This is a genomic window from Hymenobacter humi (assembly GCF_042665855.1).
Lineage (GTDB): Bacteria > Bacteroidota > Bacteroidia > Cytophagales > Hymenobacteraceae > Hymenobacter > Hymenobacter humi.
Genome location: NZ_JBHTEK010000004.1, coordinates 22,597 through 43,723 on the forward strand (window position 1 = coordinate 22,597; position 21,127 = coordinate 43,723).

Annotated in this window: 20 protein-coding genes, 2 pseudogenes and 2 riboswitches; of the genes and pseudogenes, 17 read left to right on the forward strand and 5 right to left on the reverse strand. The window is 62.8% G+C overall.

Translation table 11 applies throughout. The features are described from left to right. Positions 1 to 355: 355 nt before the first annotated feature. The 16 genes and pseudogenes from ACFQT0_RS27915 (at position 356) to ACFQT0_RS27990 (ending at position 14,234) form a co-directional block, all read left to right on the forward strand. A complete protein-coding gene (locus tag ACFQT0_RS27915; protein ID WP_380206731.1) occupies positions 356 to 589 on the forward strand; it encodes a plasmid mobilization protein in 234 nt (77 codons plus the stop codon). Further along, on the forward strand, positions 586 to 1,188 hold the full coding sequence (locus tag ACFQT0_RS27920; RefSeq protein ID WP_380206509.1) for a relaxase/mobilization nuclease domain-containing protein: 603 nt from the start codon (positions 586 to 588) through the stop codon (positions 1,186 to 1,188). Before ACFQT0_RS27915 ends, ACFQT0_RS27920 begins: the two co-directional genes overlap by 4 nt. Then, on the forward strand, positions 1,128 to 3,482 hold the full coding sequence (mobC, locus tag ACFQT0_RS27925) for a conjugal transfer protein MobC (RefSeq protein WP_449272100.1): 2,355 nt from the start codon (positions 1,128 to 1,130) through the stop codon (positions 3,480 to 3,482). The genes ACFQT0_RS27920 and mobC overlap by 61 nt, the downstream gene beginning before the upstream one ends. Positions 3,483 to 3,523: 41 nt before the next feature. Beyond that, on the forward strand, positions 3,524 to 3,913 hold the full coding sequence (locus ACFQT0_RS27930; protein WP_380206511.1) for a helix-turn-helix transcriptional regulator: 390 nt from the start codon (positions 3,524 to 3,526) through the stop codon (positions 3,911 to 3,913). Between the two features lie 113 nt (positions 3,914 to 4,026). Further along, the gene (locus tag ACFQT0_RS27935; protein WP_380206513.1) at positions 4,027 to 5,004 is read left to right on the forward strand and encodes a hypothetical protein; all 978 of its coding nucleotides are present in this window, start codon (positions 4,027 to 4,029) and stop codon (positions 5,002 to 5,004) included. Then, the gene (locus ACFQT0_RS27940) at positions 4,913 to 6,241 is read left to right on the forward strand and encodes a DUF3945 domain-containing protein (protein ID WP_380206515.1); all 1,329 of its coding nucleotides are present in this window, start codon (positions 4,913 to 4,915) and stop codon (positions 6,239 to 6,241) included. The genes ACFQT0_RS27935 and ACFQT0_RS27940 overlap by 92 nt, the downstream gene beginning before the upstream one ends. Positions 6,242 to 6,344: 103 nt before the next feature. After that, entirely contained in the window at positions 6,345 to 8,441 is a 2,097-nt protein-coding gene (locus tag ACFQT0_RS27945) for a toprim domain-containing protein (RefSeq protein ID WP_380206517.1), read from the forward strand. A 951-nt stretch (positions 8,442 to 9,392) separates the two neighbouring features. After that, positions 9,393 to 9,465, forward strand: a riboswitch (Fluoride riboswitch). A gap of 149 nt (positions 9,466 to 9,614) precedes the next feature. Next, the gene (locus ACFQT0_RS27950; RefSeq protein WP_380206519.1) at positions 9,615 to 10,205 is read left to right on the forward strand and encodes a phosphatase PAP2 family protein; all 591 of its coding nucleotides are present in this window, start codon (positions 9,615 to 9,617) and stop codon (positions 10,203 to 10,205) included. A 63-nt stretch (positions 10,206 to 10,268) separates the two neighbouring features. Beyond that, positions 10,269 to 11,276 carry a zinc dependent phospholipase C family protein gene (locus ACFQT0_RS27955; protein WP_380206521.1) on the forward strand — a complete coding sequence of 336 codons (1,008 nt, stop codon included), beginning with the start codon at positions 10,269 to 10,271 and terminating at the stop codon, positions 11,274 to 11,276. Between the two features lie 12 nt (positions 11,277 to 11,288). Next, a complete protein-coding gene (locus tag ACFQT0_RS27960) occupies positions 11,289 to 11,591 on the forward strand; it encodes a hypothetical protein (RefSeq protein WP_380206523.1) in 303 nt (100 codons plus the stop codon). A gap of 45 nt (positions 11,592 to 11,636) precedes the next feature. Then, positions 11,637 to 11,759, forward strand: a complete 123-nt coding sequence (locus ACFQT0_RS27965) for a hypothetical protein (protein WP_380206524.1) — start codon at positions 11,637 to 11,639, stop codon at positions 11,757 to 11,759. After that, positions 11,756 to 12,013 (forward strand): fluoride efflux transporter FluC, encoded by a 258-nt coding sequence (locus ACFQT0_RS27970; RefSeq protein ID WP_380206526.1) that lies wholly within the window; start codon positions 11,756 to 11,758, stop codon positions 12,011 to 12,013. The genes ACFQT0_RS27965 and ACFQT0_RS27970 overlap by 4 nt, the downstream gene beginning before the upstream one ends. A 28-nt stretch (positions 12,014 to 12,041) precedes the next feature. Continuing rightward, positions 12,042 to 12,476, forward strand: coding sequence for a universal stress protein (locus tag ACFQT0_RS27975; protein WP_380206528.1), 435 nt, complete (start codon positions 12,042 to 12,044; stop codon positions 12,474 to 12,476). 90 nt (positions 12,477 to 12,566) lie between these two features. Further along, positions 12,567 to 13,106 (forward strand): annotated as a pseudogene (locus ACFQT0_RS27980) (chloride channel protein); the annotation flags it as partial. A gap of 97 nt (positions 13,107 to 13,203) precedes the next feature. Continuing rightward, positions 13,204 to 13,866: a chloride channel protein gene (locus ACFQT0_RS27985; protein ID WP_380206734.1), complete on the forward strand. Its 663-nt coding sequence runs from the start codon at positions 13,204 to 13,206 to the stop codon at positions 13,864 to 13,866. Beyond that, positions 13,863 to 14,234, forward strand: a complete 372-nt coding sequence (locus tag ACFQT0_RS27990) for a DUF190 domain-containing protein (protein WP_380206736.1) — start codon at positions 13,863 to 13,865, stop codon at positions 14,232 to 14,234. The genes ACFQT0_RS27985 and ACFQT0_RS27990 overlap by 4 nt, the downstream gene beginning before the upstream one ends. 50 nt (positions 14,235 to 14,284) lie before the next feature. On the opposite strand, the gene ACFQT0_RS27995 is transcribed toward ACFQT0_RS27990, so the two are convergent. Together ACFQT0_RS27995 and ACFQT0_RS28000 are read right to left on the reverse strand one after the other, a co-directional pair. Next, the gene (locus ACFQT0_RS27995; RefSeq protein WP_380206530.1) at positions 14,285 to 15,472 is read right to left on the reverse strand and encodes an MFS transporter; all 1,188 of its coding nucleotides are present in this window, start codon (positions 15,470 to 15,472) and stop codon (positions 14,285 to 14,287) included. Between the two features lie 66 nt (positions 15,473 to 15,538). Continuing rightward, complete coding sequence (locus ACFQT0_RS28000; RefSeq protein ID WP_380206532.1) at positions 15,539 to 16,384, reverse strand: hypothetical protein; 846 nt, start codon at positions 16,382 to 16,384, stop codon at positions 15,539 to 15,541. Positions 16,385 to 16,628: 244 nt separating this feature from the next. After that, positions 16,629 to 16,701: riboswitch (Fluoride riboswitch) on the forward strand. A 149-nt stretch (positions 16,702 to 16,850) separates the two neighbouring features. Between ACFQT0_RS28000 and ACFQT0_RS28005 the strand changes: the two genes are divergently transcribed. Continuing rightward, positions 16,851 to 17,204 carry a hypothetical protein gene (locus ACFQT0_RS28005; RefSeq protein WP_380206534.1) on the forward strand — a complete coding sequence of 118 codons (354 nt, stop codon included), beginning with the start codon at positions 16,851 to 16,853 and terminating at the stop codon, positions 17,202 to 17,204. A 9-nt stretch (positions 17,205 to 17,213) separates the two neighbouring features. Here ACFQT0_RS28005 and ACFQT0_RS28010 read toward each other — a convergent pair whose 3' ends face one another. From ACFQT0_RS28010 to ACFQT0_RS28020, 3 genes and pseudogenes are all read right to left on the reverse strand, one after another. Further along, on the reverse strand, positions 17,214 to 18,293 hold the full coding sequence (locus ACFQT0_RS28010; protein WP_380206536.1) for a YncE family protein: 1,080 nt from the start codon (positions 18,291 to 18,293) through the stop codon (positions 17,214 to 17,216). Positions 18,294 to 18,310: 17 nt separating this feature from the next. Next, positions 18,311 to 19,075, reverse strand: coding sequence for an efflux RND transporter permease subunit (locus ACFQT0_RS28015; RefSeq protein WP_380206738.1), 765 nt, complete (start codon positions 19,073 to 19,075; stop codon positions 18,311 to 18,313). Between the two features lie 230 nt (positions 19,076 to 19,305). Further along, positions 19,306 to 21,057: pseudogene (locus ACFQT0_RS28020) on the reverse strand (efflux RND transporter permease subunit); the annotation flags it as partial. Positions 21,058 to 21,127 lie beyond the last annotated feature (70 nt).

Consider the following 21,127-nt stretch of genomic DNA (forward strand, 5'->3'; position numbering starts at 1 on the left):
CTCATAGCCTCAAAGTATCATAGCCTCACAGCCTCATAATAGTTCTAGTGCTAGCTCCGTTCAACGACCGTTCAACGCCCCCGTTCTGATAGCTCGTTCTTTCGTCCAGCAAGCCATGCCATTGTATATACAAACTTCGTTTGCATCTTACAATGGCACCGCCAAGTTCGCAGGCTCACTTGGCTTGGCTTGCTAAAGCAAACGACCCCAAAAAGTAGCCGTAGAATAGATTTAGCCGTAGTTAAGCCAATTAGTAACCAAAAGGGAGAATGACCGCCGACACCGCCCCCGAAACCAAAGAGCCAGCCCGCGACAAGATGATACCTGTTCGCGTGACGGAGGATGAAAAAAAGCAATAGAAACCAAGGCCAGTCAGGCGGGGTATAAAAGTGTATCAGCTTACCTACGCGACTTGGGCCAGGGCAGCGAGATAAAGGAAAAGCTATCCCCGGAGGTAAGGCGGCAGCTCGTAGGTATCGGCAACAACCTCAACCAGATTGCCAGGCTTGCCAATTCAGGCAAGCAGTTTCAGACCCACGAAGCCCAGCTAAATCAGGCCCTGACTACTATACTAGGTTTCCTCGCATGATTGCAAAAACAGTTACCGGAAGTGACTTCGAGGGAGCCCTGACTTACGGCGCAGGCTTACGGAAAGGCAAGGCAAAAGAGCCGGGCGAGGTGCAGCCTCTATACATTTCTAACGTGGTTGCTGCCTCCCCGCAACTCATGGCCCAGCAGATGCAGAGTGTTGCCGCCGAGAGCAAGCGCATACAGAAACCAGTGTGGCATACCGTGCTTTCGTGGAAGGCTGGCGAGGTGGTAACCGAGGCCCAAAAGGTTGCGGCCGTGAAGCGGTATTGTGAGCTGATGGGTGCTCCCGTTGACCGTCACCAGGTGGTCGTTTATGAGCACAAGGATAAAAAACACGCCCACGTCCACATTTACCTAAACCGGGTGCCCGTCGATGGAGGCCCCGCCCTGCGCACGAGTAACAATTTCTACCGGCAGCCGGCCATTACAAAGCAGATAAGCCAGGAGCTAGGGATGCAGCCGATACCCGAGCGCCGGCAAAGCATCAAGGACGTGGACCCGAGCAAAGAGTTAGCGCGGGGGCTATTCAGCAGGCCGTGCAGCGCCTGCTGGCTGAGCAGGGTAGGGGAGGGGAGCAGTGGTTCCAGGAGAAGCTAAGGCAGCAGCAAATCGACGTGCGCTACACCCACGATAAAGGCGGCATCCTGCGCGGGGTTAGTTTTGAACTGAACGGCGTGGCGGTGAAAGGCCAGGAAGTAGGCTGCAAAGGCGCGGACTTGCGCGAGTCATTCCAGGGCACCACGCCGCAGGTGCCGGTGCAGCAGGCCCCAGTGCCCGACCAACCCAAATCAGGGCAGAAAAAAGGGGCCCACGCCTCTAAAATAAACCTTTCCACTATTTACACTCTAACTACAAACCGACCGATGGAAGATGAAAAAGGACTAAAGAAGATAATGGAGTTCATGCGGCTTTTCGCCATTGTGCTGCTGGCCGTGAACATCTATTACTTCTGCTTCGGCTATTTTAAATCGATGGGATGGAGTCATAAAATCATTGAAACGATGATGGGCAACTTTACCCGAAATACCTTTCTGTTCAAGGCCAGTTGGATAAGCAAGGCAATGGCGACGGTCTTTCTGGCCCTGAGTTGCTTGGGCACGAAGGGCCGGGCCGACGAGAAGCTGCAAGGCAAAACGATTGTAGGCTATGCTCTGATAGGGCTGGCCCTCATGTTTGGCTCCGATGTGGTACGCTCCATTCCTATGAGCCCAGGACTGGCCACGCTCATCTACACGGCGGCCGTGAGTGGTGGGTTTCTGCTGCTGCTGAGCGCCGGGGCTTGGCTAAGCCGGTTGTTTAACAACGACCTGATGAAAGACGTGTTCAACAAGGAAAATGAATCTTTCCCCCAGGAGGAACGCCTGATTGAAAACGAGTATTCCTTCAATCTACGTACCGAGTACCGGCTAAAAGGCAAAACCCGCCAAGGCTGGCTGAACGTGGTAAACCCTTTCCGGGCAGTGGGGGTGCTAGGTACGCCAGGTTCGGGTAAGTCCTACGCGGTTATCAACGAGGCCATCCGGCAGCACTTGGCCAAGGGCTTCTCGATGTATGTCTACGACTACAAATTTGACGACCTGAGCATCATTTGCTACAATGCGCTGCTCAAAAATCAAGACAAGTTTGTAGACAAGGACGGTAAGCGGGTGCCGGTGGGCTTCTACGTTATCAACTTCGATAATCCGCGCAAAAGCCACCGCTGCAATCCCCTGCTGCCCGAGCTGATGACTGACATAGTGGATGCCTACGAAAGTGCCTCTACCATCATGCTCAACCTTAACAAGAGCTGGATTCAGAAGCAGGGTGATTTCTTTGTGGAGAGCCCGATAAACTTTGTGGCCGCTATCATCTGGTTTCTCAAACTGTATGAAAAAGGCAAGTATTGCACCTTCCCCCACGTCATCGAATTTCTGAGCCGGGACTACGAAGAAATCTTCCCCGTACTGGCCTCTTACCCTGAGATTGAAAACTTGGTAAAGCCGTTCGTTTCGGCCTTCCAGAAGGACGCGATAGAGCAGCTAGAGGGGCAAATTGCCAGCGCCCGGATTCCGTTAGGCCGACTGGCTAGCCCACAGCTCTATTGGGTAATGTCGGGCAATGATTTTACGCTCGACATAAATAACCCGGAGGAGCCCAAGGTATTGTGCGTGGGCAACAACCCCGACCGCCAGGCCATCTACGGGGCCGCGTTGGGGCTATACAATGCCCGCCTCGTCAAGCTGGTAAATAAGAAGAATAAGCGCAAGTGCTCCATCATTATTGACGAGTTGCCCACGATTTACTTCAAGGGGCTAGATAACCTCATTGCCACGGCCCGAAGCAATCGGGTTAGCACCATCCTTGGCTTTCAGGACTTGTCGCAGCTTCAGCGCGACTACGGCCAGAAGGAAGCCGAGGTAATCCAAAACACGATTGGAACGTGGTTCAGTGGCCAGGTAGCCGGCAACACGGCCAAATACTTTTCCGAGCGCTTCGGCAAGGTGTTGCAGCAGCGCCAGAGCCTGAGCATTAATATGCGCGAAACGAGCACCAGCTTATCTACGCAGATGGATAGCATGGTGCCGGCCTCGACTATTGCCAATCTGACCCAGGGTAATTTTGTGGGTTCCATTGCGGATAACATCGGGAGTGAGGAAAACGACCAAAAGGTATTTCACGCCAAGATTAAGGTGGACGTGAAAGCTATTGACGCCGAGGTGAAGGCGTACCAGCCAATTCCTGACATAACCAGCTTCATTAACCCGGCAACGGGCGAGGATGAGGCAGAAGAAATGTTAAAGAGTAACTTTAATCGGATTAAAACCGATGTAAAGGAGCTTTGCCAGCGGGAGCTTACCCGGATAGGGAATGACCCGAACTTGCAGCACCTAATCAAGACAAAAGAAGCGTAACAATGGCAAAGGAAAAGCCCAGTGGACCGACTGAAAACCCCATGAGCGTGCGCGTAGGGAAGCGGCTGGTCATCATCCGCGAGGAACTAGGCCGCTTTCACGGAGAACACGCTTGGAGCCAGGCGCAGGTAGCCCAGCAGACGGGCCTAACCCAGAACATCATTCACCGGATGGAGAACGGCAAGGGCGGACAGATTGAGAACTGGTTAAAGGTTATGGCCCTTTATGAGAAGGAGGGCTATAACCTGAATTGGATACTGACCGAGAATAATAGCCTCGTCAGCAAGCTTCAGTTGCAAGACGCTACCCAGGATGCCGGCGCTTGTATCAGGGCCGAACTCCTAAAGAAACTCGACCAGTACGGTGAGGTCCACAACCGGGAGTTGGGTGAGCTTCGGAAGTTGCTGCTGAATGACAAGCTTAATTGGTGAAGTCAATCAAGCAACCCAATTTCAATAAAGGAGTAAGTTCGTAGGTAGGGACCGGGAAGGTTTCTACCTATTCTTTTCCCGCCAAAATCCTATCATCCATAAATTCCTTTCCAATGACAGACGAAGCAGAAGCCCCGACCCCTACCACGCTTTACCTGAGCGCGGCTCCTACGTCCAATGGCAACATTAGCGGGGAAGCATTGCAGCCGGCCCAGGCCCACCACAGCTTGTACCAGCTCCAAGTAAACCCGAACAATCCCAACGAAGGCGTACTACTTCCGGCCCCCGGAGCTGATGCCATGCTTTCGGCTAATGAATCGGTTTTGTCGTCAGCTTACCGGCTTGGCGGTCTGCCAAAACCCGGTCAGGACTTCCTCGACGTGCAGCAGCCCACGCGGGTTGAGAAAATCGGGGACAATTGGAAGGTAGCTGAAATGGGCTCCGTTAAGTTCAGCGCCGAGCAGAAGCCGGCCCTCAACGTATATGGTGAGGCGACACCCCAAGCCCGCGAGCAAGCTGCGCTGACCACCGAGGCCGAAGGCCTGGCTAACGAGGCTACCATCACGACGGGCGCTACTCGTACCGAAGCAAAAGCCGACCTGGAGGAAATTGCTAACCGCGCCGAGCAAGGCCTGGATGCAGGCATGGCCGCTTACGCCGACGAGCAGCGCGACAAAGCCGCGACGCTCACCGACGACACGACTACGGCCCAGCAGCCCGCCGCCGAGCAGCAGGCCCCGGCCGCAACGCCGGCAGCACCCGGTGCCCCGGAGGCCCCCGCCACTGAGCCCGTTGGAGAGCTGCACATCCAATGGAAGCAGAAAGGCGACGAGGTAGCCCCGCTGCTCGAAATGCGTGCCTACCTCGACCAGCTCAAAGAGGCCGGAGTAGCCGTAGGCGCTATGAAGATGGAGCGCGGCGAGGATGGAAAGCTTACCGGCAGTTTCGGCGTGAGCTACGACCCGGAATCCAACAAGCTAGGCCAGGCTCGAAGCCACCTTGCAGGGCCTCAAACAAGTTGGCAACGGCCTAGAGGTGGTCGAAAAGCCGGGCCAGGCTTCCGCCCGTCGGCAGGAAGTCGGCTACGATGACGACTACGAGCCTCAGCGCAGCAAGCAGGTAAAAGAAGCTTTCGGTGTGAAGCAGTGGGACGCGCTGAGCGCCAACCTCACTGCCGTACCAAAAACGGCGCTGACCGTGCCGGAGCAGGTCCAGCAGAGCGCCGGTGAGCAGCGGGTAGAGCAGCTAGCCCAGGCGCAGGGCAAAACCAAGGAGCAGGTACTGAAGGAAGGAAAAAGCATCTTTGATATCGACACCAGCGGCAATCCCGCATCCGTGTTTCTAAAGAATTTTTACGCCCACCTCAACGGCAACCCCAAGACCCGGCAGACCTTGGAAGTTGATTATGATAAGACCCGCCAGCAGTTGCAGGCCCGCTTGCTGAAAAAGCCGGCTCCGCGCAGGCTCGACCAGGGCGACGACCAGGTGAAACAGGCTCCCCAGGGCCAGACGGCCAGCGGCCCCATAGCGCTCGCAGTAGCCGCCGCCACGCCGGCAGCACCAGGTGCCGCAGTGGCCCCGGAGCAGTCAGCCGCGGCGAAGGCCCCGACCTTGTTTCAAGCGGCCGACGTGCCGCAAAAAGTGCTGGCTTCGCTTGGCCTGAGCACCGCTGACCTAGAGCAGAAGGGCCAGCTTCAAAAGCTGCTGAGCGGCGAGAAAACCGACCTGCTATCTATGCAGGTAGCGGGCAAGGATGGGCAGGAAGCCGTGAAGTTTGAGGGTAAAATGGTGCTGCACCGCGAGGCCGACGGCACGGCCACCCTAAAAATTGAATTGCCCCAGGAGAAGCTCGTTATCCCGAACGAAATTGGCGGACAGCCCTTCACCCCGGAGCAGCGCCAGAAGCTCGAAACCGAGGGTAACGCGGGCCTCATTCGCGGCCTCAAGGACGAGAAGGGCCAGGAGTACAACGGCTACGTTTCAGTGGATAAAGCCATGAACAAAGTTGTCATTCTGCCAGAGAACAAAGTTACTTTGCATGACACCATCGCCGGAGTTAAGCTAACGAAAGAGCAGAGCCACGACCTGAAAGAAGGGAAGGCCGTGGACTTGTCTAACATGGCCAGCGCCGACGGAGGTAGAAAGTTCGATGGAACCGTGCAGGTAAACGCCGCCAAGGCGTGTATCGAAGTCCGGCCCGCCGCGCACGAGTTGCAGCAAGGCCAGAGCACCCGCGCCGAGCAGACGGTAAAAGGCACCACCCAGGCCGTAACCGTGGAAGCGCCGAAGGTGGAAGCTCCTAAAGTGCAGCGCGGACCGCGCCTCTAAAGTGCCGGCCGCAGTAGGCCGTTTTGCCCTCGTAGAAGCCCGAAAATGTGTTTTTCGGGCTTCTATCTTTTCCCCTTCACCCTAGCCCACCTATTGCACCATCATGGAACACGACCTGACTTTTCAGAAAATCAAGGAGCAAGTAGAACTCCCCGAACTGCTGACCCACTACGGCTATAACCTCAAAAAAGGGGAGGACTTAGGCAAAGGCAAATGGCACGTTTTCGAGGGGGATGATACGCTTGTGGTTTTCAAAGGGCGGGGTAACGATTGGATGTACTTTAACAGTCACGATGACCGCGACAAAGGCAGTGTCATCGACTGGATGAAAAACCGGGTGAACTCCGGCCGCATCGTGGGCATCGACCAGCAACCCGGCCGCAACGTCTGGCAGACTGTGAACGACCATTTCCGGGCCTACCTGAACTTGCCCGAAGACCAGCGGCCCAAGCTGGAATTACCTCCCATCAGCATAACTGCACCCGGCGAGAAATTCCACAGCATCTACACCAAAGACTGCCGGCCGCTGGAAAATACCGCCTACTTGGAAAGCCGAGGTATTACCAGAAGCACGATACAAAATCCGCAGTTTGCCGGTCGAATCCTAAACCAGCTGCACACCGTGCAGAAGGAAGGAATGCCGGCTAAGACATTCGTAAACACAGCTTTTCCGGCTTACCACGAGGGGCGCGTAGTGGGCTTGGAACTGAAAGGGGAGGGCTACAAGGGCCAGGCCCCGGAGAGCGAGTTTTCCCGCTCGTTGTGGCTGAGTAAGCTACCCGAAGGCCGGCCCGCCGCGCATATGGTAGTGGCAGAATCTGCGCTCGATGCGTTGTCATACGCGCAACTGCACCCCGGCGAGAAAGCCCTGTATGCGTCCACGGCGGGCGTACTCACTCAAAACAAGATTTTTGAGATGAAGCGCCTGCTCAGCGAGGAACGGATTCCGAGTATCAGGGCTGCCTTCGACAACGACACCCAGGGCCACCACTACGACACGCGCCTACTCGCTGGCTTCGCCAGTGAGCAAAACCCGATGAAAGTAGTCCGGGAGCATAAGCATCTGCTGACCGTCGAAGTCACGGCCACTAACCCGGCCGGGGTGCAGGCGCTGACCAACCACCTCAAAGCATACAACGACCAGACCGCCCGCCAGTACCGCGACCAGGCCGGCGAAACCAACACCCAGGCCGTGAGCCAGACCCTGCGCGACGAGATGATAAGCTCGACGAAGCTAGGCCCCAATACTTATCAGTTTCACGTTCCAATGAACCGCGAGGCGTTGGGGGCATTCAACCAGGGCGCGACGCAAAGCCTAGCCTTTGAGCATAAGATTGAAATCGTCAAGAGCCAGGGCAAGGATTGGAACCAGGACTTGAAGCAGGACCAGATGCAGCAGGTAGTGAAGCGGGAGCTTGGCCCGGTGGACGAAAACCAGTACGGCTTTGGAATGGACCACTGGAAAAATGAGCCCATAGAAGGCGTTGGCAAAATTACCGCGCAGCACCAGGCACAGGCCGAGGCCCGCGAGAGGGGAGAGCGACTGCTAACCGTGGAGTTTCGGGAGAGCCGGGATGAAATGTCCCAGCTCAGCACTTTGCAGCAGAACCTAGAGAAAGCGGGCCTGAGCATCGACCATTCGCTACGGTTGGAGGGTGCCCAGCCCCGCGAACTTGCTACCGAACTGACCTTGCGCTACCCGGTTGCTTCGGCCCAGCTCCCGGCCCTGAGTGCCGCCCTCGACGCACTGGCCACGAACCCCAAGGCCACGGTCATTGAGCCGGTGCAGGACCAAACGGAACGCCGGGAACTTGCCACCGCCCAGGAAATCGCACAGCAACAGAAGCGGGCGGAGCAGCAGCAGATACAGCCGAGTAATTCACCCAGTCAAGACCAGGCCCGGCGCGAGTTTATCGACGCGGCCGTGCCAGTGGCGCAATCGCTACGGGAAAACGGCGGAGGATTGCAGGCGGCCTACTTGCAACAGGTAAGCAAAAGCCTGCTCAAACAGCCGGAAATCAAACCACTGGACCAAGAGAATCTAGTTAAGGTACTGGCAAAGATTGACCAGGTGCCGGCTCTCAAAGACAGCCACAGCGTCGGCCAGCTACGCCAGGCCATGCAGGTACTCAATCCCCCAATCAAGCCGGAGCAGACGCAAACGCAGCAGCAGGAGCGCCGCCGCGGCCCCAAGCTTTAGGGTTCTGGTTAGCGGGGGCTGATTCCGCAGCGGGGGATAGGCAACGATGTAATCAGCGGCGTAGCCGGTTGCCGCTACCTGTTGGCCAAAGCATATCAGGCGTTCCCGGAAGCAGAGGCCCCACGGCGTTTGCGAATGCTGGATGCACTTGCTTAGTGCCTGCTTGTAGTCGTTGCCTAGCTCGTACTGGTTACCGTCCTCGTCAAGCACTACCCCGCGCTGCTCGTCATAAGGAAACGTGAATGAGTTGGCGAAAAACCCTTGTACTAACTGCTGGCCATTCGCTACTCGCTGCTGTACATCAGCAAAAAAATCCCATTCGTTTTTCATGATAGACCAGTGTTTGAATCAGTACAGCCCATACCCACGGTTTAACCCGCTAACGCATCAGTTCCGACTATAGGGCTAAAATTAGCATTAAAGCTCAATTCGGCAGCCCCTATATGCAGGAGCAGGGCAGCAGCAGGCGGTGCCGCAGGAACCCGAGCCGCCTAACTAGGGTCCCCTCAGGAAACGGAAAAAATCGCACGTTAAGGAAAGCGGGTTTCCGTGCTGCCTCGCCACCGCCGCCTCAACCGCCCTGACCGTTGCTATTTCTTTTCGCCCTCGGGAGGTGCCCATTCACGCCGACGGAGCCCGTGGGAAACGGGCCCGCTGCGGTAGGTTTCGTCCTAAAGACGGCAGTCCTGCGCCTATTACGAGCCGATAGCACCGCTAACTGTTCAACTTCTAACCAGGTAATACAAGCAGTCCGGCCTGATTAGGAACCGGCCTCCCACCAAATGGTTTGTCCCCAAGCAGTGCCCGATAAGTATGCTACCCCAGGGCCGCCAGGTAACACGTTCGATGGCAAATCTCCCGGCCGGAAAGTTTACTCCACAGCGCCACGTAAGCAGTCCTCAGCGGCATTTTCTTCGGCCTGCTATCATACCCGGTTTTATTTATCTTTGCACGGCATACGGTGATGGATTTCCACCGCGAACCGCCGGGGCCCGGGTCCTGCGCTGATGATTCCTACTGAAACGGACGGCCACGCGGGCCGCCCGGGTAGCTCATCGTATCGTTCGCTTTCGTGCATCTCGCCCTTCTTTTTTGCTGCCCGCGGCCCTGCCGCACCCGCTTTCCCCTTCTTTCCGCTTTTGCGTCCGCACCGGTGGGCCAACGGGCTGGCGTATGCGTGAGCTGCTGCAAGCCCTCGACACGCGCCTGCTGCTGTGGGCCAACGGCCACCACCACCCGCTTGGGGATGCGGTGATGTGGTGGGCCAGCCAAACCTTCACCTGGGTGCCCTTTTATGCCGCGCTGCTGGCGCTGCTGGCCGTGCGCTTTCGCCGCCGGGCGTGGCTGCTGCTGCCGCTGATTGCCGTGCTCCTCCTGCTCAGCGACCAGGTGGCCTCCGGCCTGTTCAAGCCCTGGTTTCAGCGGCTGCGGCCCAGCCACGAGCCGGCGCTGGCCGGGCAGCTGCGCTACCTGCACGCCTACCGGGGCGGCACCTACGGCTTCGTGTCTTCGCACGCCAGCAACGTGTTTGCCCTGGCGTTCTACCTCTACTTCACGGCCCGCCGGCAACTTCCCTGGCTGGCCGGGGTGCTGTTTCCCTGGGCCGCGCTGGTGGCCTACAGCCGGGTATACCTGGGCGTGCACTACCCTTCCGACGTGCTGGTGCCCGTGCTGGTGAGCCTGGTGCTTGCCTACGGGGTGAGCCGGCTGTACGCCTGGGGCGAAGCACGGCTGATGCCGCCCGTTCCGCCCCCACCAGCCTAGCAACGCGGGCCCGTCTCCGGCGGGGTGTCCCCTACGTTTTTCTTTTACCGTTTCCCGCTGTCCGTGTTTCCCTTTTCCATCCCGCGTCGTCTGTTTCTCGTCCTGCTGCTGCTGGCCGTGCCTTCCCTGCTGTTTGCCTGGGGCGCCTGGAGCCACCAGCGCATCAACCGCGCCGCCGTGCTGGCCCTGCCGCCGGAGCTGCGCACGTTCTTTTACAACCACGCCGACTTTGTGACGGAGGAGGCCGTGATGCCCGACGCGCGCAAGTTCGTGTTGCACGACCGGGCCGAGGGGCCGCGCCATTTCATCAACCTCGAAGCATACCCCGTGCCGCTGGACCAGCTGCCCCGCACGGCGGCCGAGGCGCGTAAGCTGTACGATGCGGCCACGCTGGCCAAAAACGGGACGCTGCCCTGGACCATTCAGGAGAACCTGGCGCAACTGACCCAGGCCATGAAAAACGGACGCAAAGACGAAATCCTGTTTCTGGCCGCCGACCTGGGCCACTACCTGGGCGATGCGCAAATGCCCCTGCACACGTCGGCAAACCACGACGGCCAGCTCACGGGCCAGACCGGCATCCACGCCTTCTTTGAAGGGCAGCTGCCCGAGCTGTTCGGCGCGGCCTACCGCTTCGACGTGGGCCCGGCCACGTACCTGCCCGACCCGGTGGCGGAAACCTGGCGTCTGCTGGCCGGGAGCTACGCCAGCGCCGACACGCTGCTGGCCGTGGAGCGGCAGCTGCAGGCCGCGGTGCCCGCAGCCGACCGCTACGAGCACGACGCGCAGGGCGCCATCCGCAAGACCCAGTTTAACGACGACTACCACGCTTCGGCCTACGCCACGCGCTACCACCAGGCCCTGGGCTCTTTCGTTGAGCGCCGGCTGCGGCTGGCCGTGCAGTCCACCGCCAACTTCTGGTTTACGGCCTGGGTGAACGCCGGCCGGCCCGACCTGCGCCGGCTGGACGCGGACTACGCCACGCGCAGCAACGCCCACAACCTGAAACACGAGCTGCGCCTGCTGAAAAAGGGGCAGCTGGTGGACCTGAAAACCAACCCGGAATTTTAGCGATGCGCCCCCATGACTGCTCTTTCTACCCTGCCCCTGCTGCCCGGCGGGTTGCCCCTGGATACGTTGCTGATGGTGTGGGGCAGCTGCCTGCTGTTCGGCTTCGTCCTCGGCGTGTACGACCGCCGGCTGGCCGCGCTGGGGCCCAGGCTGCCCTTCTACGTGCTGGGCATCGTCAGCTTTACGGCGTTCTTTCACGTGGTCTACGAGGGCCTGTTTCGCCACCTGGGCGGGGGCACCATCCTGCTCTACGGCCTGGGCAGCCTGCTGGTGGGGCTGCTGCTGGCCGCCGGGGGCTTTGGCTGGCCCGATTGACCTAAACCAAGCCTCTATCTTATCTGCACCTCTTCAGCACGTTTTATGAACCGTTCGGTGTTAGTGATTGGGCTGGGAGGCTTGCTGGGGTCCGTGAGCCGCTACTGGGTGCAGCAGTACTTTCTGCGCTACGTGCCGGTGGGCTTCCCCTGGGCACCTTCCTGGTGAACGTCAGCGGCTGCCTGCTCATCGGCCTGCTGCTGGGCTTCTTTGAGCGGCACACCGCCGCCCCGCTGGCCTGGCGGCTGTTTCTGACCACGGGCTTCTGCGGGGGCTTCACCACGTTTTCCACGTTCGCCTACGAGAGCGTGACGCTGGCCCGCACCCACGAACTGCTGCTGCTCTTCGCCTACGCGGCCGGCAGCGTGCTGGTGGGCATGGTGGCCGCCTTCGCCGGGCTGTGGCTGGCGCGGTTTGTTTAATTCCACCCGGGCCTTATCTCCTCTCGCCATGCCGTACCACAAGATTCTGATTTACGCCGATGCCAGCCCGCAGGCCTACCACGCCGCGCGGGCCGGGCTGGACCTGGCCGCCGCCCTCGGCGCGGAGGCGGCTTTCGTGTGCGTGCTGGACGAGGCCCTGGCCATCGGCAACATCGACGCCGGCCAGACCCACCCGGAAGCGGAGGCCTTGCTGCTGGCCCGCGGCGAGGAGCTGCTCGACCAGCTCGCGGCACTGGCCTCGCCCGGGCTGCCGCTCACCCGCTTTCTGCCTTGGGGCTCGCCCGCCGAGCAGGTGCTGGCCACCGTGGAAGCCTGGCCGGCGGACCTGCTGGTGGTCGGCACCCAGGGCCGGCACGGCCTGCTGGGCCTGCTGCTGGGCGGCGCGGCCGAGCACCTGATGGAGCGCGCCCACTGCCCCGTGCTGGTGGTGCCGCTGCGCTAGCCCCCACTTCATTTTATCACGCTGCTAATCCCCCTTTCTGCTGTGGCCTTTCGCCCTCCCCGTCTTGCGCTCTTTCGGCCCGTGCTGGCCATGGACCAGGTCCCCCACCTGCTGTTTCTGGGCCGCTGGCTGCTGATATGCGCCGGCGTGGGCCTGCTGGTGGGCACCGCCTCGGCCGGCTTCCTGCTCGCCCTGGACTGGATTACCACCTGGCGCGAAGCCCACCGGTGGGTTATTGCGCTGCTGCCGGCCGCCGGCTTCGTCATCGGGGCCAGCTACTACTACCTGGGCCAGGGCGTGGTGAAGGGCAACAACCTGCTCATCGACGAGATTCACAACCCCCGTAAGGTCATCCCGCTGCGCATGGCCCCACTCGTGCTCTTCGGCACGCTGGCCACCCACCTGTTCGGCGGCTCGGCGGGCCGGGAGGGCACGGCGGTGCAGATGGGCGGCACCCTGGCCGACCAGCTCACCCGCCTGCTGGGGCTGCGGCCCCGCGACCGCAAGCTGCTGCTCATCGCCGGCATCAGCGCGGGCTTTGCCTCCGTGTTCGGCACGCCGCTGGCCGGGGCCGTGTTCGGGCTGGAAGTGTTTTTGATTGGCTCCATTCGCTACGACGCCATCGTGCCGAGCTTTCTGGCCGCCGTGAGCGCCGACCTGGTGACCCGGGCCTGGGGCGTGGGCCACACGCAGTACGTGCAGGCTCGACGCGCCGGCCCTGGCGCCGGTGCCCCTGCTGCTGGCGGTGGGCTGCGGCATCCTGTTCGGGCTCACGGCGCGCGGCTTCGCCGGCCTCACCCACGAAATCACGCGCCTGTTCAAGCGCATCGCCTACCCGCCGCTGCGGCCCGTGGTGGGGGGCGGGCTGGTGGCGCTGGCCGTCTTCGCGCTGGGCACCACCAAGTACATCGGCCTAGGCGTGCCCACCATCGTAGCCGCTTTTCAGGCCCCGCTGCCGCCGCAGGATTTCGTGCTGAAGCTGGTGCTCACGGCCCTCACGCTGGGCTGCGGCTTCAAGGGCGGCGAGGTCACGCCCCTGTTTTTCATTGGCGCGGCGCTGGGCTCGGCCCTGGCCCTGGTGCTGCCGCTGCCGGTGGCGCTGCTGGCGGGCATGGGCTTCGTGGCCGTGTTTGCGGGGGCGGCCAATACGCCGCTGGCCTGCACCTTCATGGGCCTGGAACTCTTCGGCGCCCACGCCGGGGTGTACCTAGCGCTGGCCTGCGCGGCCTCCTACCTGTTTTCGGGCCACACGGGCATCTATTCTTCGCAGGTCATCGGCCACGCCAAGCACCTGCGCCACGGCCGCGAGCAGGGCCGGCAGCTGGGCGAAATCCCCGAACACCGCAAAAATGGGCCGCCCCCAAAGGCGGCCCGCAACCCCACCCCATGAAGCGTCACATTCCCCAACCCCACGTTCCCTACACCGTGCTGCGGCTTTACTTTCAGCACGGTGCCCCCGTCAGCGGCCGGCAGGGCTGGCGCCGCCTGCTGGGCCGCCCGCTGGCCCACGAGCTGCTCAAGGCCGCCAAAGCGCAGGGCATCGAGCAGGCCATTGCCTTCAACGTGACGGCCGGCTACCTGGCCGGCGACGCGCTGCACCACGGCCACCACGAGCACATGCCGCTCAAACACCCGCAGTGCGTGGAACTGATTGACCACCCCGACCAGATTGCCGGCTTTCTGGAGCGCAACCAGGCCTTGCTGGCGCAGGTGCGCGTGCTGCTGCGCGACAGCGACAACGCGGAACCGCTTCGGTAGCCGGCACTCCTAACTGATTTGGTGGTGTCGCTGCCCGACAAGCGGCTAGCTTATCCCCCGATTGGCTTTTCTTCGGTTCGGACCAGTGCCAGGTACCCCGCTACGCCCAGCGCCACGGCGGCCGCCAGCCCGAACGTAAGGCCCGGCCCGCGAAACTGCCAGAGCAAGCCCGCGCCGGCGCTGGCCCCGAGAGCAGCCAGGCTGCTCAGCCCACCTAACGTACCCAAAGCCGCCCCGGTATCGGCCCGAGCGCACAGCGTGCTGACCCAGGCCTTGCCCACGCCCTCGGTAGCGGCGGCGTACAGGCCATACAAGCCAAAGAGCACCGCGAAGGCCCAGCCTTCGCGCACGAACGCCATGCCGCCGTACACCCCCGCAAACACCAGCAAGCCGGCGGCCAGCAGCCGGCGCGGCCCGAGGCGGTCGGCCAGGTAGCCCAGGGGCCACGCGCTGAGCACGTACGTGACGTTGTAGAGAATGTAGAGGCCGATGACGGCCGTAGCCGACAGGCCGCGCTGCCGGGCCAGCAGCAGCAAAAAGGCATCGGAGCTGTTGAACAAGGCAAACACCAGCAGCCCGCCCACCACCCGCCGGTAAGGCAGTGGCGCGGCCCGCCAGTAGCGAAACGAGGCCCAGAACGGCACCACCGGCCGCCCCGACGGCACGGCCCGCCGCTCGCGCAGTGCCAGGGTGAGGCCCACCGCCAGCACGCCCGGCACGAAGGCCCACAGAAACAGCGGCCGGTACTGCCCCGGATGCGCCGCCAGCCAGCCCAGTGCCGCGAGCGGGCCAAACACCGCGCCCAGCGTGTCCATGGAACGGTGAAAGCCGAACACCTTGCCCCGGTCGGCGGGCGTGGTTTCGTCGGCGAGCAGGGCGTCGCGCGCGCCGGTGCGCAGGCCCTTGCCCAGCCGGTCCACGGTGCGGGCCAGGAGCACCCCGGCCGGGGTGGCCAGTACCGCCAGCAGCGGCTTGGACAGGGCGCTTAGCCCATAGCCCCACTGCACAAAGGGCACGCGCCGCCCCAGCCGGTCCGACCATTGGCCGAAATAGCCCTTGCTCAAGCCGGCCACGGCTTCGGCCACGCCTTCGAGCAGGCCAATGAAAAACACCGAAAAGCCGATGGATTGCAGGTACAGCGGCATCACCGGGTAGAGCATCTCACTGGCCAGGTCCGTGAACAGGCTGATGAGCGAGAGCAGCCACACGGCGCGGGTCAGGTAGCGGAAACGGGACATCGGGGCGGTGGGGAAAGGTGAAGCAAGCCGTGGCCCCTGGCAGCATAGCAGGGGCCGGGGCTGGACTTAGGGTAGGACGGCCACCTGCTGGCTGAGCAGGAAGACGTCGGGTTTTATCAGGGCGACACTGGATTCGAGCTGGTCGTAAAAATTGGCCCGGATGCGCAGCTCGCTGGCTTTGTAGGTGCCGCCCGGCCCGAAGAGCAGGCGGAGCAGGCGCTGCTTATCCGCCTCGTCCTTGGCCCCGAGTTCGCCGGTGGTCTGCCAGCGTTGCAGCAGCGTTTGGCGCGGGGAAAGCGCGGCCGGGGCGTCGGGGTGGGGCTGGTTCAGGTGGGCCCACACGGCGGTAGGAAACACCGGCGTCGCGGCCGGACCGCGGCCAACGGCGGCCAACGCATTGCGGCGGTGCCGGAAATCCACGCTCGCTTCCGACGTGCGCAAGGTGAGCAGCCCAAGCGTGGCCCCGGCCAGGCCAAAGGCAATGCCGATGGGCCGGTACAGCGACTTGCGCACTTCCAGCAGCGACATCACCCCCGTGACGACCGTGCCCAGGGCCCCGAGCAGAATGGAAAGCAGCGTGAAGGTGCGCACCCGGCTGCTGGCGCGGTCCAGCAGGTAGTCGGCAATCTGGTCGGCCCGCTCTTCCTCGCAGTCCAGCTCGGCGGCGGTGCTGCTCACGGCCAGCGCCAACGCGCTGAGCTGCTCACCCACCCGCTGCCGCTCGCCCAGCCGGGCCAGGGAGCCCACCGGCGCGGCCGCCAGGCGGTGAAGGGCCGGCAGCAGGCCGAAGCGGTTGGCCGCTTCCAGCGCGGGGGCGTGAATTGGCCCCGCAAGAGGGTGTCGGCCAGCACTTGTTCGGGCGGCAGGACCCGACCCGGCAGGGGCATGGTCGCGGGGGAGGCGGGGGCGCATTCGACCTCGGCCCGCCGGCTGCCCTGGGCACGGGCTTCGCCAATTTTTGCCACCGCGCAGCCGTTTAACCAGAGGGCCAGGCTCAGACCGGCCAGCCAGGCGCCCCGGCGCTTTGAAAAGGACGTTGAGTGGATGAGGGATTTCATGGGCTACAAGGTACTGGTGCTGGTCAACGGGCGGCGGGCCTTGGTGTTTACCTCGGCGGGGACATTTCTAATTCGCAGGTTTATGATATCTTCGGCCCACAGTATTCGGTGATGGATTTCCACCGCGAACCGCCCAAGTCCCGGCTTGGCGCTGATGATTCCTACCTAGCTGGGGGCCCGTCCGGGCTCCCGGGGTAGTTTTCCTGTTCGCGCCTCGCCATGCTGCCTTCCCCCGCCGTCTTACGTTTGTTGCACTCGCTGCGGGCCGCGGGCCGGCACCACGCCCAACGCTGGGGCTGGAAAGCCCGCGGCTGGGGCTGGTGGGTCCGCCTCGCGGCCTGGCCCCGGCTGGTGGCGTGGCTGGGGCCGCCCGCCCCCGCCGACTACGCCAGTACCCGGCTCGGCCTCACCCGCCAAGACAAGCGGCGGGCACTGCTCTACCCGTGGCGGCTCGCCGCGGCCATGGTCCTCTGGCATGTCGCCCTGGTGCTGGTGCTGCTCAGCCTTTCGCCCTGGCCCATCCCCCGGTGCAGGTGCTCAGCTGGGCGGCCCCGCACCTGCGCCTGGCGTGGCTGGTCCTGCTGCTGGCCAGCGTGCTGGAACCGGACCACGACGACTGGCCCGCCGCACGCGCGGCGCTGCTCTTGCTGCCGCTGCCCGGTCTGGTGCTCTAAAGCGGAGGCTTACGCGGGTATTCCGGCCCCACGGCCCACCCTTGAGGCGGTGCCCGCTACTTCGCTACGCGGTAGACTCGGAGGAAGCCACCTTTCCAGCCCCTTCCGGGGTGGCCAGAAAGTACGCGTCCAGGGCCGCCGAGTACAGCGAGGTGCCCGCCCCCGGCACCGTGGGCAGCAGCTGCAGCACCTGGTAGCGGTCGGGGGCCTGCTGCTGCACCACGGCGATGCTGCCGGCGCCGCAGGAGATGTAGAGCCGGGCCCGGCGGGCGTCGTAGTAGATGCCGTCGGCTTCGGCCGGGATGGGCAGGCTGGCCACGCGCCGCCCGTCCGGGGTTGAATACACCACCAGCGCCCCGGCGCGCAGGCCACAAACAGCCGGTGGTGCCCCCGGTCCAGCGCCATGGGAATATTTTGGGTGGCGCCCGTAACGGGCCACACCGCCGTTTGCTTGCCGGTGCTGCGGTCGATGACTTCCACCTGATTCAGGGCCGGCTCGTTCACGTAGATAAGGGGGCCGTCCAGCTCAAACTGCTTGGCGTAGCCGGCCAGCGGAATCTCGCCGACCTTCACGTTGCGGGCCACGTCAATCAGGCCCAGGGCTCCGAAGCTTTTGCCCACGCCCACCACGAGCTGCCGGGTCAGGCTGTCGTAGCGCAGGTTGTTGCAGGCCTCGCGGAAGGCGTAGGAGCGTACTTTCTGGTAGGTCGTGCCGTCCAGCTCCGTCACGCGGCCGTCGCCCCCGGTCGAGACGAACAGGCGGTTGCCTTCGGGCCGGTACACCACCCACTTGGGCTCGTTGAAGCCGGGCAGGCTGGCCAGCGGCTGGCCGCGGCGCACGTCAATGACTTCCACGGTGTGGTGGTCTTCGGCAGCTACGAACAGCCGCTGGCCGGCCACGTCCAGGGCCATGAGGTCAAAGCCGCCTTTCACGTGCGGCAGGGGTACGGTGCGTTCCAGCGTCAGCAGCGGCGCGGCGCGGGGCGAAAGTGCGGCGGCCTGTTGGGCTTTGTTATCGGAGTGGCAGGCCCCGGCCAGCAGCAGCAGTGTTCCCGCGCCGACGAAGAACTCCAAACGTGCGTTATTCATAAGGAAAAATCAATAAATCAGCCGCGCTCGGCCAGCTCCTGGGCGGCGCTGCGGCGGTGGTAAATCAGGCGCATGCCGCTGGGCAGCACAAAGAGCAGCAGCGGCAGCGCCACCAGAAAGCCGCCAATGACCGACACGGCCAGCGGCTGCTGCATCTGCGCACCCAGGCCAATGCCCAGGGCCAGCGGCATCAGGGCCAGGATGGCGCCGATTGCCGTCATTAGCTTGGGGCGGATGCGCAGGGCAATGGCGAAGCGGATGGCCTGGTCCACGTCGCCGCCCTCGCGCAGGCTGGCGTAGAACTGATTGACGGTGAAAATGGCGTTTTCGGCGATGATGCCCACAATCATGATGATGCCCGTGTAGGAGCTTACGTTCAGCGGGATGCCGGTGAAAAACAGGCCCAGCAGGCAGCCCGTGATGCCCATCACCGAGATGAAGAGGATGAGCAGCGAAATCAGCCACTCCCGGAACAGGAACAGCAGCACGGTGAACACCAGCAGCGAGGCGGTGAGCAGAATCAGCTCCAGCTCCCGGAACGAGGACTGCTGCTCGGCGTAGGCCCCGCCGTAGACCACGGTGTAGCCCGGCGGCAGGGGCAGCTGCTGGCCCAGGCGCTGCTGCAGCTCCTTAATCGTGCTGCCCAAATCCCGGCCGTTGAGGCGGGCGGTGAGCACCACGGCCGACTTGAGGTTTTCGCGGCGCAAATCCACCTCGCCGGCTTCCACGTCGATGGCCGTGAAGAAGGCCAGCGGCTTGGCCGTGCCGTCGGGCAGGAAGATGAGCTGCTTTTGAGCTGCTCCAGGGAGTTCTGGCGGAAGTCCACGAAGCGCAGCAGCACGGTGCGCATCTGCTCGCCGTCCTGCACCTGGCCCACCTGCACGCCGCCGAGCATGGCGCTCTGGGCGGGCGAGACGTTGCCCTGGCTGGCCCCGATGCCCACCAGCGGCACCCCGCCGGTGAGGGCGTTGAGCTGGGTTTGGAAGTCGGTGGGCGTGAGCTTGAACTGGGCCAGCTTGGCCAAATCCGGCCGGAAGATGATGCCGGGGCCGGCCACCACCAGCCCGTCCTCGACGTCGGCCACGCCAGGCGTCTTTTCCAGCACCTGCCCGGCCTGGCGGGCCAGCTTTTCGAGGGTGGCCTGGTTGTCGCCGAAAATCTTGATTTCGATGGGGCTGGGCGTGCTCATCAAGTCACCCAACAGGTCGGCGATGCGCTGGCCGAAGTCGATGGTGAGCGCGGGCTGGGTGGCGTTGATGCGCTGGCGCAGCTGGTTGATGACCTGCGGGGTGGTGAGCTTATGGTCGGTTTTGAGCTGGATGGAGTAGTCGCCGTAGTTGGCCGGCACCGTGCGGAAGGCCATGCGGATGCCGGTGCGGCGCGAGTAGCTTTCCACGTCGGGGTGGGCGATGATGATTTTCTCGGCCTGGCGCAGCATGCGGTCGGTTTCCTCCAGCGAGGTGCCCGGCGGCGAGTAGTAGTCGAGCACGATGGTGCCCTCGTCGAGGTCGGGCAAAAAGCCGGTTTCGAGCTTGCCCGACACCAGGTAGGCCCCGCCGGCCAGCACCACCACGAACAAAATGGCCAGCACCGGCCGGGCAAAGAGCCCGGTGAGCCAGCTCAGCTTTTCGGCCTGCTCCTGGGCCGCGTTGTGGGCGTGGGCCTGCTTGCCGGCCCGGTAGCCGATGAGCAGGTGCAGCACCGGCAGCAGCAGCCAGGTCACCAAAAACGAGCAGACCATGGTAATCTGCATCGTGTCGGACAGCTCCTTGAAGAAGCTGCCCGCCAGCCCGCTCATCAGCCGGAAGGGGAAGTGGATGACGATGGTGCTCAGCGAGGAGGCCACCATGGCCGGAAACAGGTCGCGGATGGCCTCGCGCACCACCCGGAACTTGCTTTCCTCGGGGTTCTCCTCGTGCACCCGGTATATCTGCTCGATGATGACGATGGCGTCGTCGATAATCAGGCCAACCGAGGCCGCGATGGCGCCCAGCGACATGATGTTGATGGTGATGCCCACCAGGTAAAGCACCAGCAGCGTGAAGCAGACCGTGACCGGGATGGTGAGCAGCACCACCAGGCTGGCCCGCCAGGAGCGCAGAAACACTATCATCACCAGGATGGCCAGCGCCAGGCCTTCGAGGATGCTGTGCACCACGCTGGTGATGCTGTCGCCGACAAACGCCGACTGGTCGTAGTAGGGCTTGAGCTTCATGCCCGGCGGCAGCAGGCGCTGCACCTCTTCGGCCTTGACGTGGGCGTCGCGGGCGAAGTTCACGAGGTTGGTGCCCTGCTGCTTCACCAGGTCCACCAGCACGGCGTCGTGGCCGTTGGCGTTGATGATGACGAACTCCTGCTGCTCCTGCACGTCCACGCGGGCCACGTCGCGCAGGTGCACCACGCGGCCGGCGTCGGCGCGCACCACCACGTTTTCCAGGTCGCGCACATCGGCCAGGCGGGTGTCAGTCAGCGTGAGATAGAGCCGGCGGAAGTTGGCCAGGTTGCCGTTGCTAAGCACGAAGTTGGTGTTGGCGAAGGCCGTGAGCAGCTGGCCCGGCGGGATGCCCAGGGCCGTGAGCTTCACCGGGTCGGGAATGACGACGTACTCCTTGGCCTTGCCGCCGCGCACCACCACGTTGGAGGCGCCGGGCACCTGCGAAAACAAGGGCCGGGCCACCAGGTTGGCCGCGTCGCGCAGGGCAATGGGCGAGCGGGAGCTGCTTTCCAGCGTGTAGCCCAGCACCGGAAACAGCGACTGGTTCATGGCCTCGGTGGAGATGGTCACGCCCGCCGGCAGCAGCCCCTTGATTTCGTTGATGCGGCTTTCGAGCCTG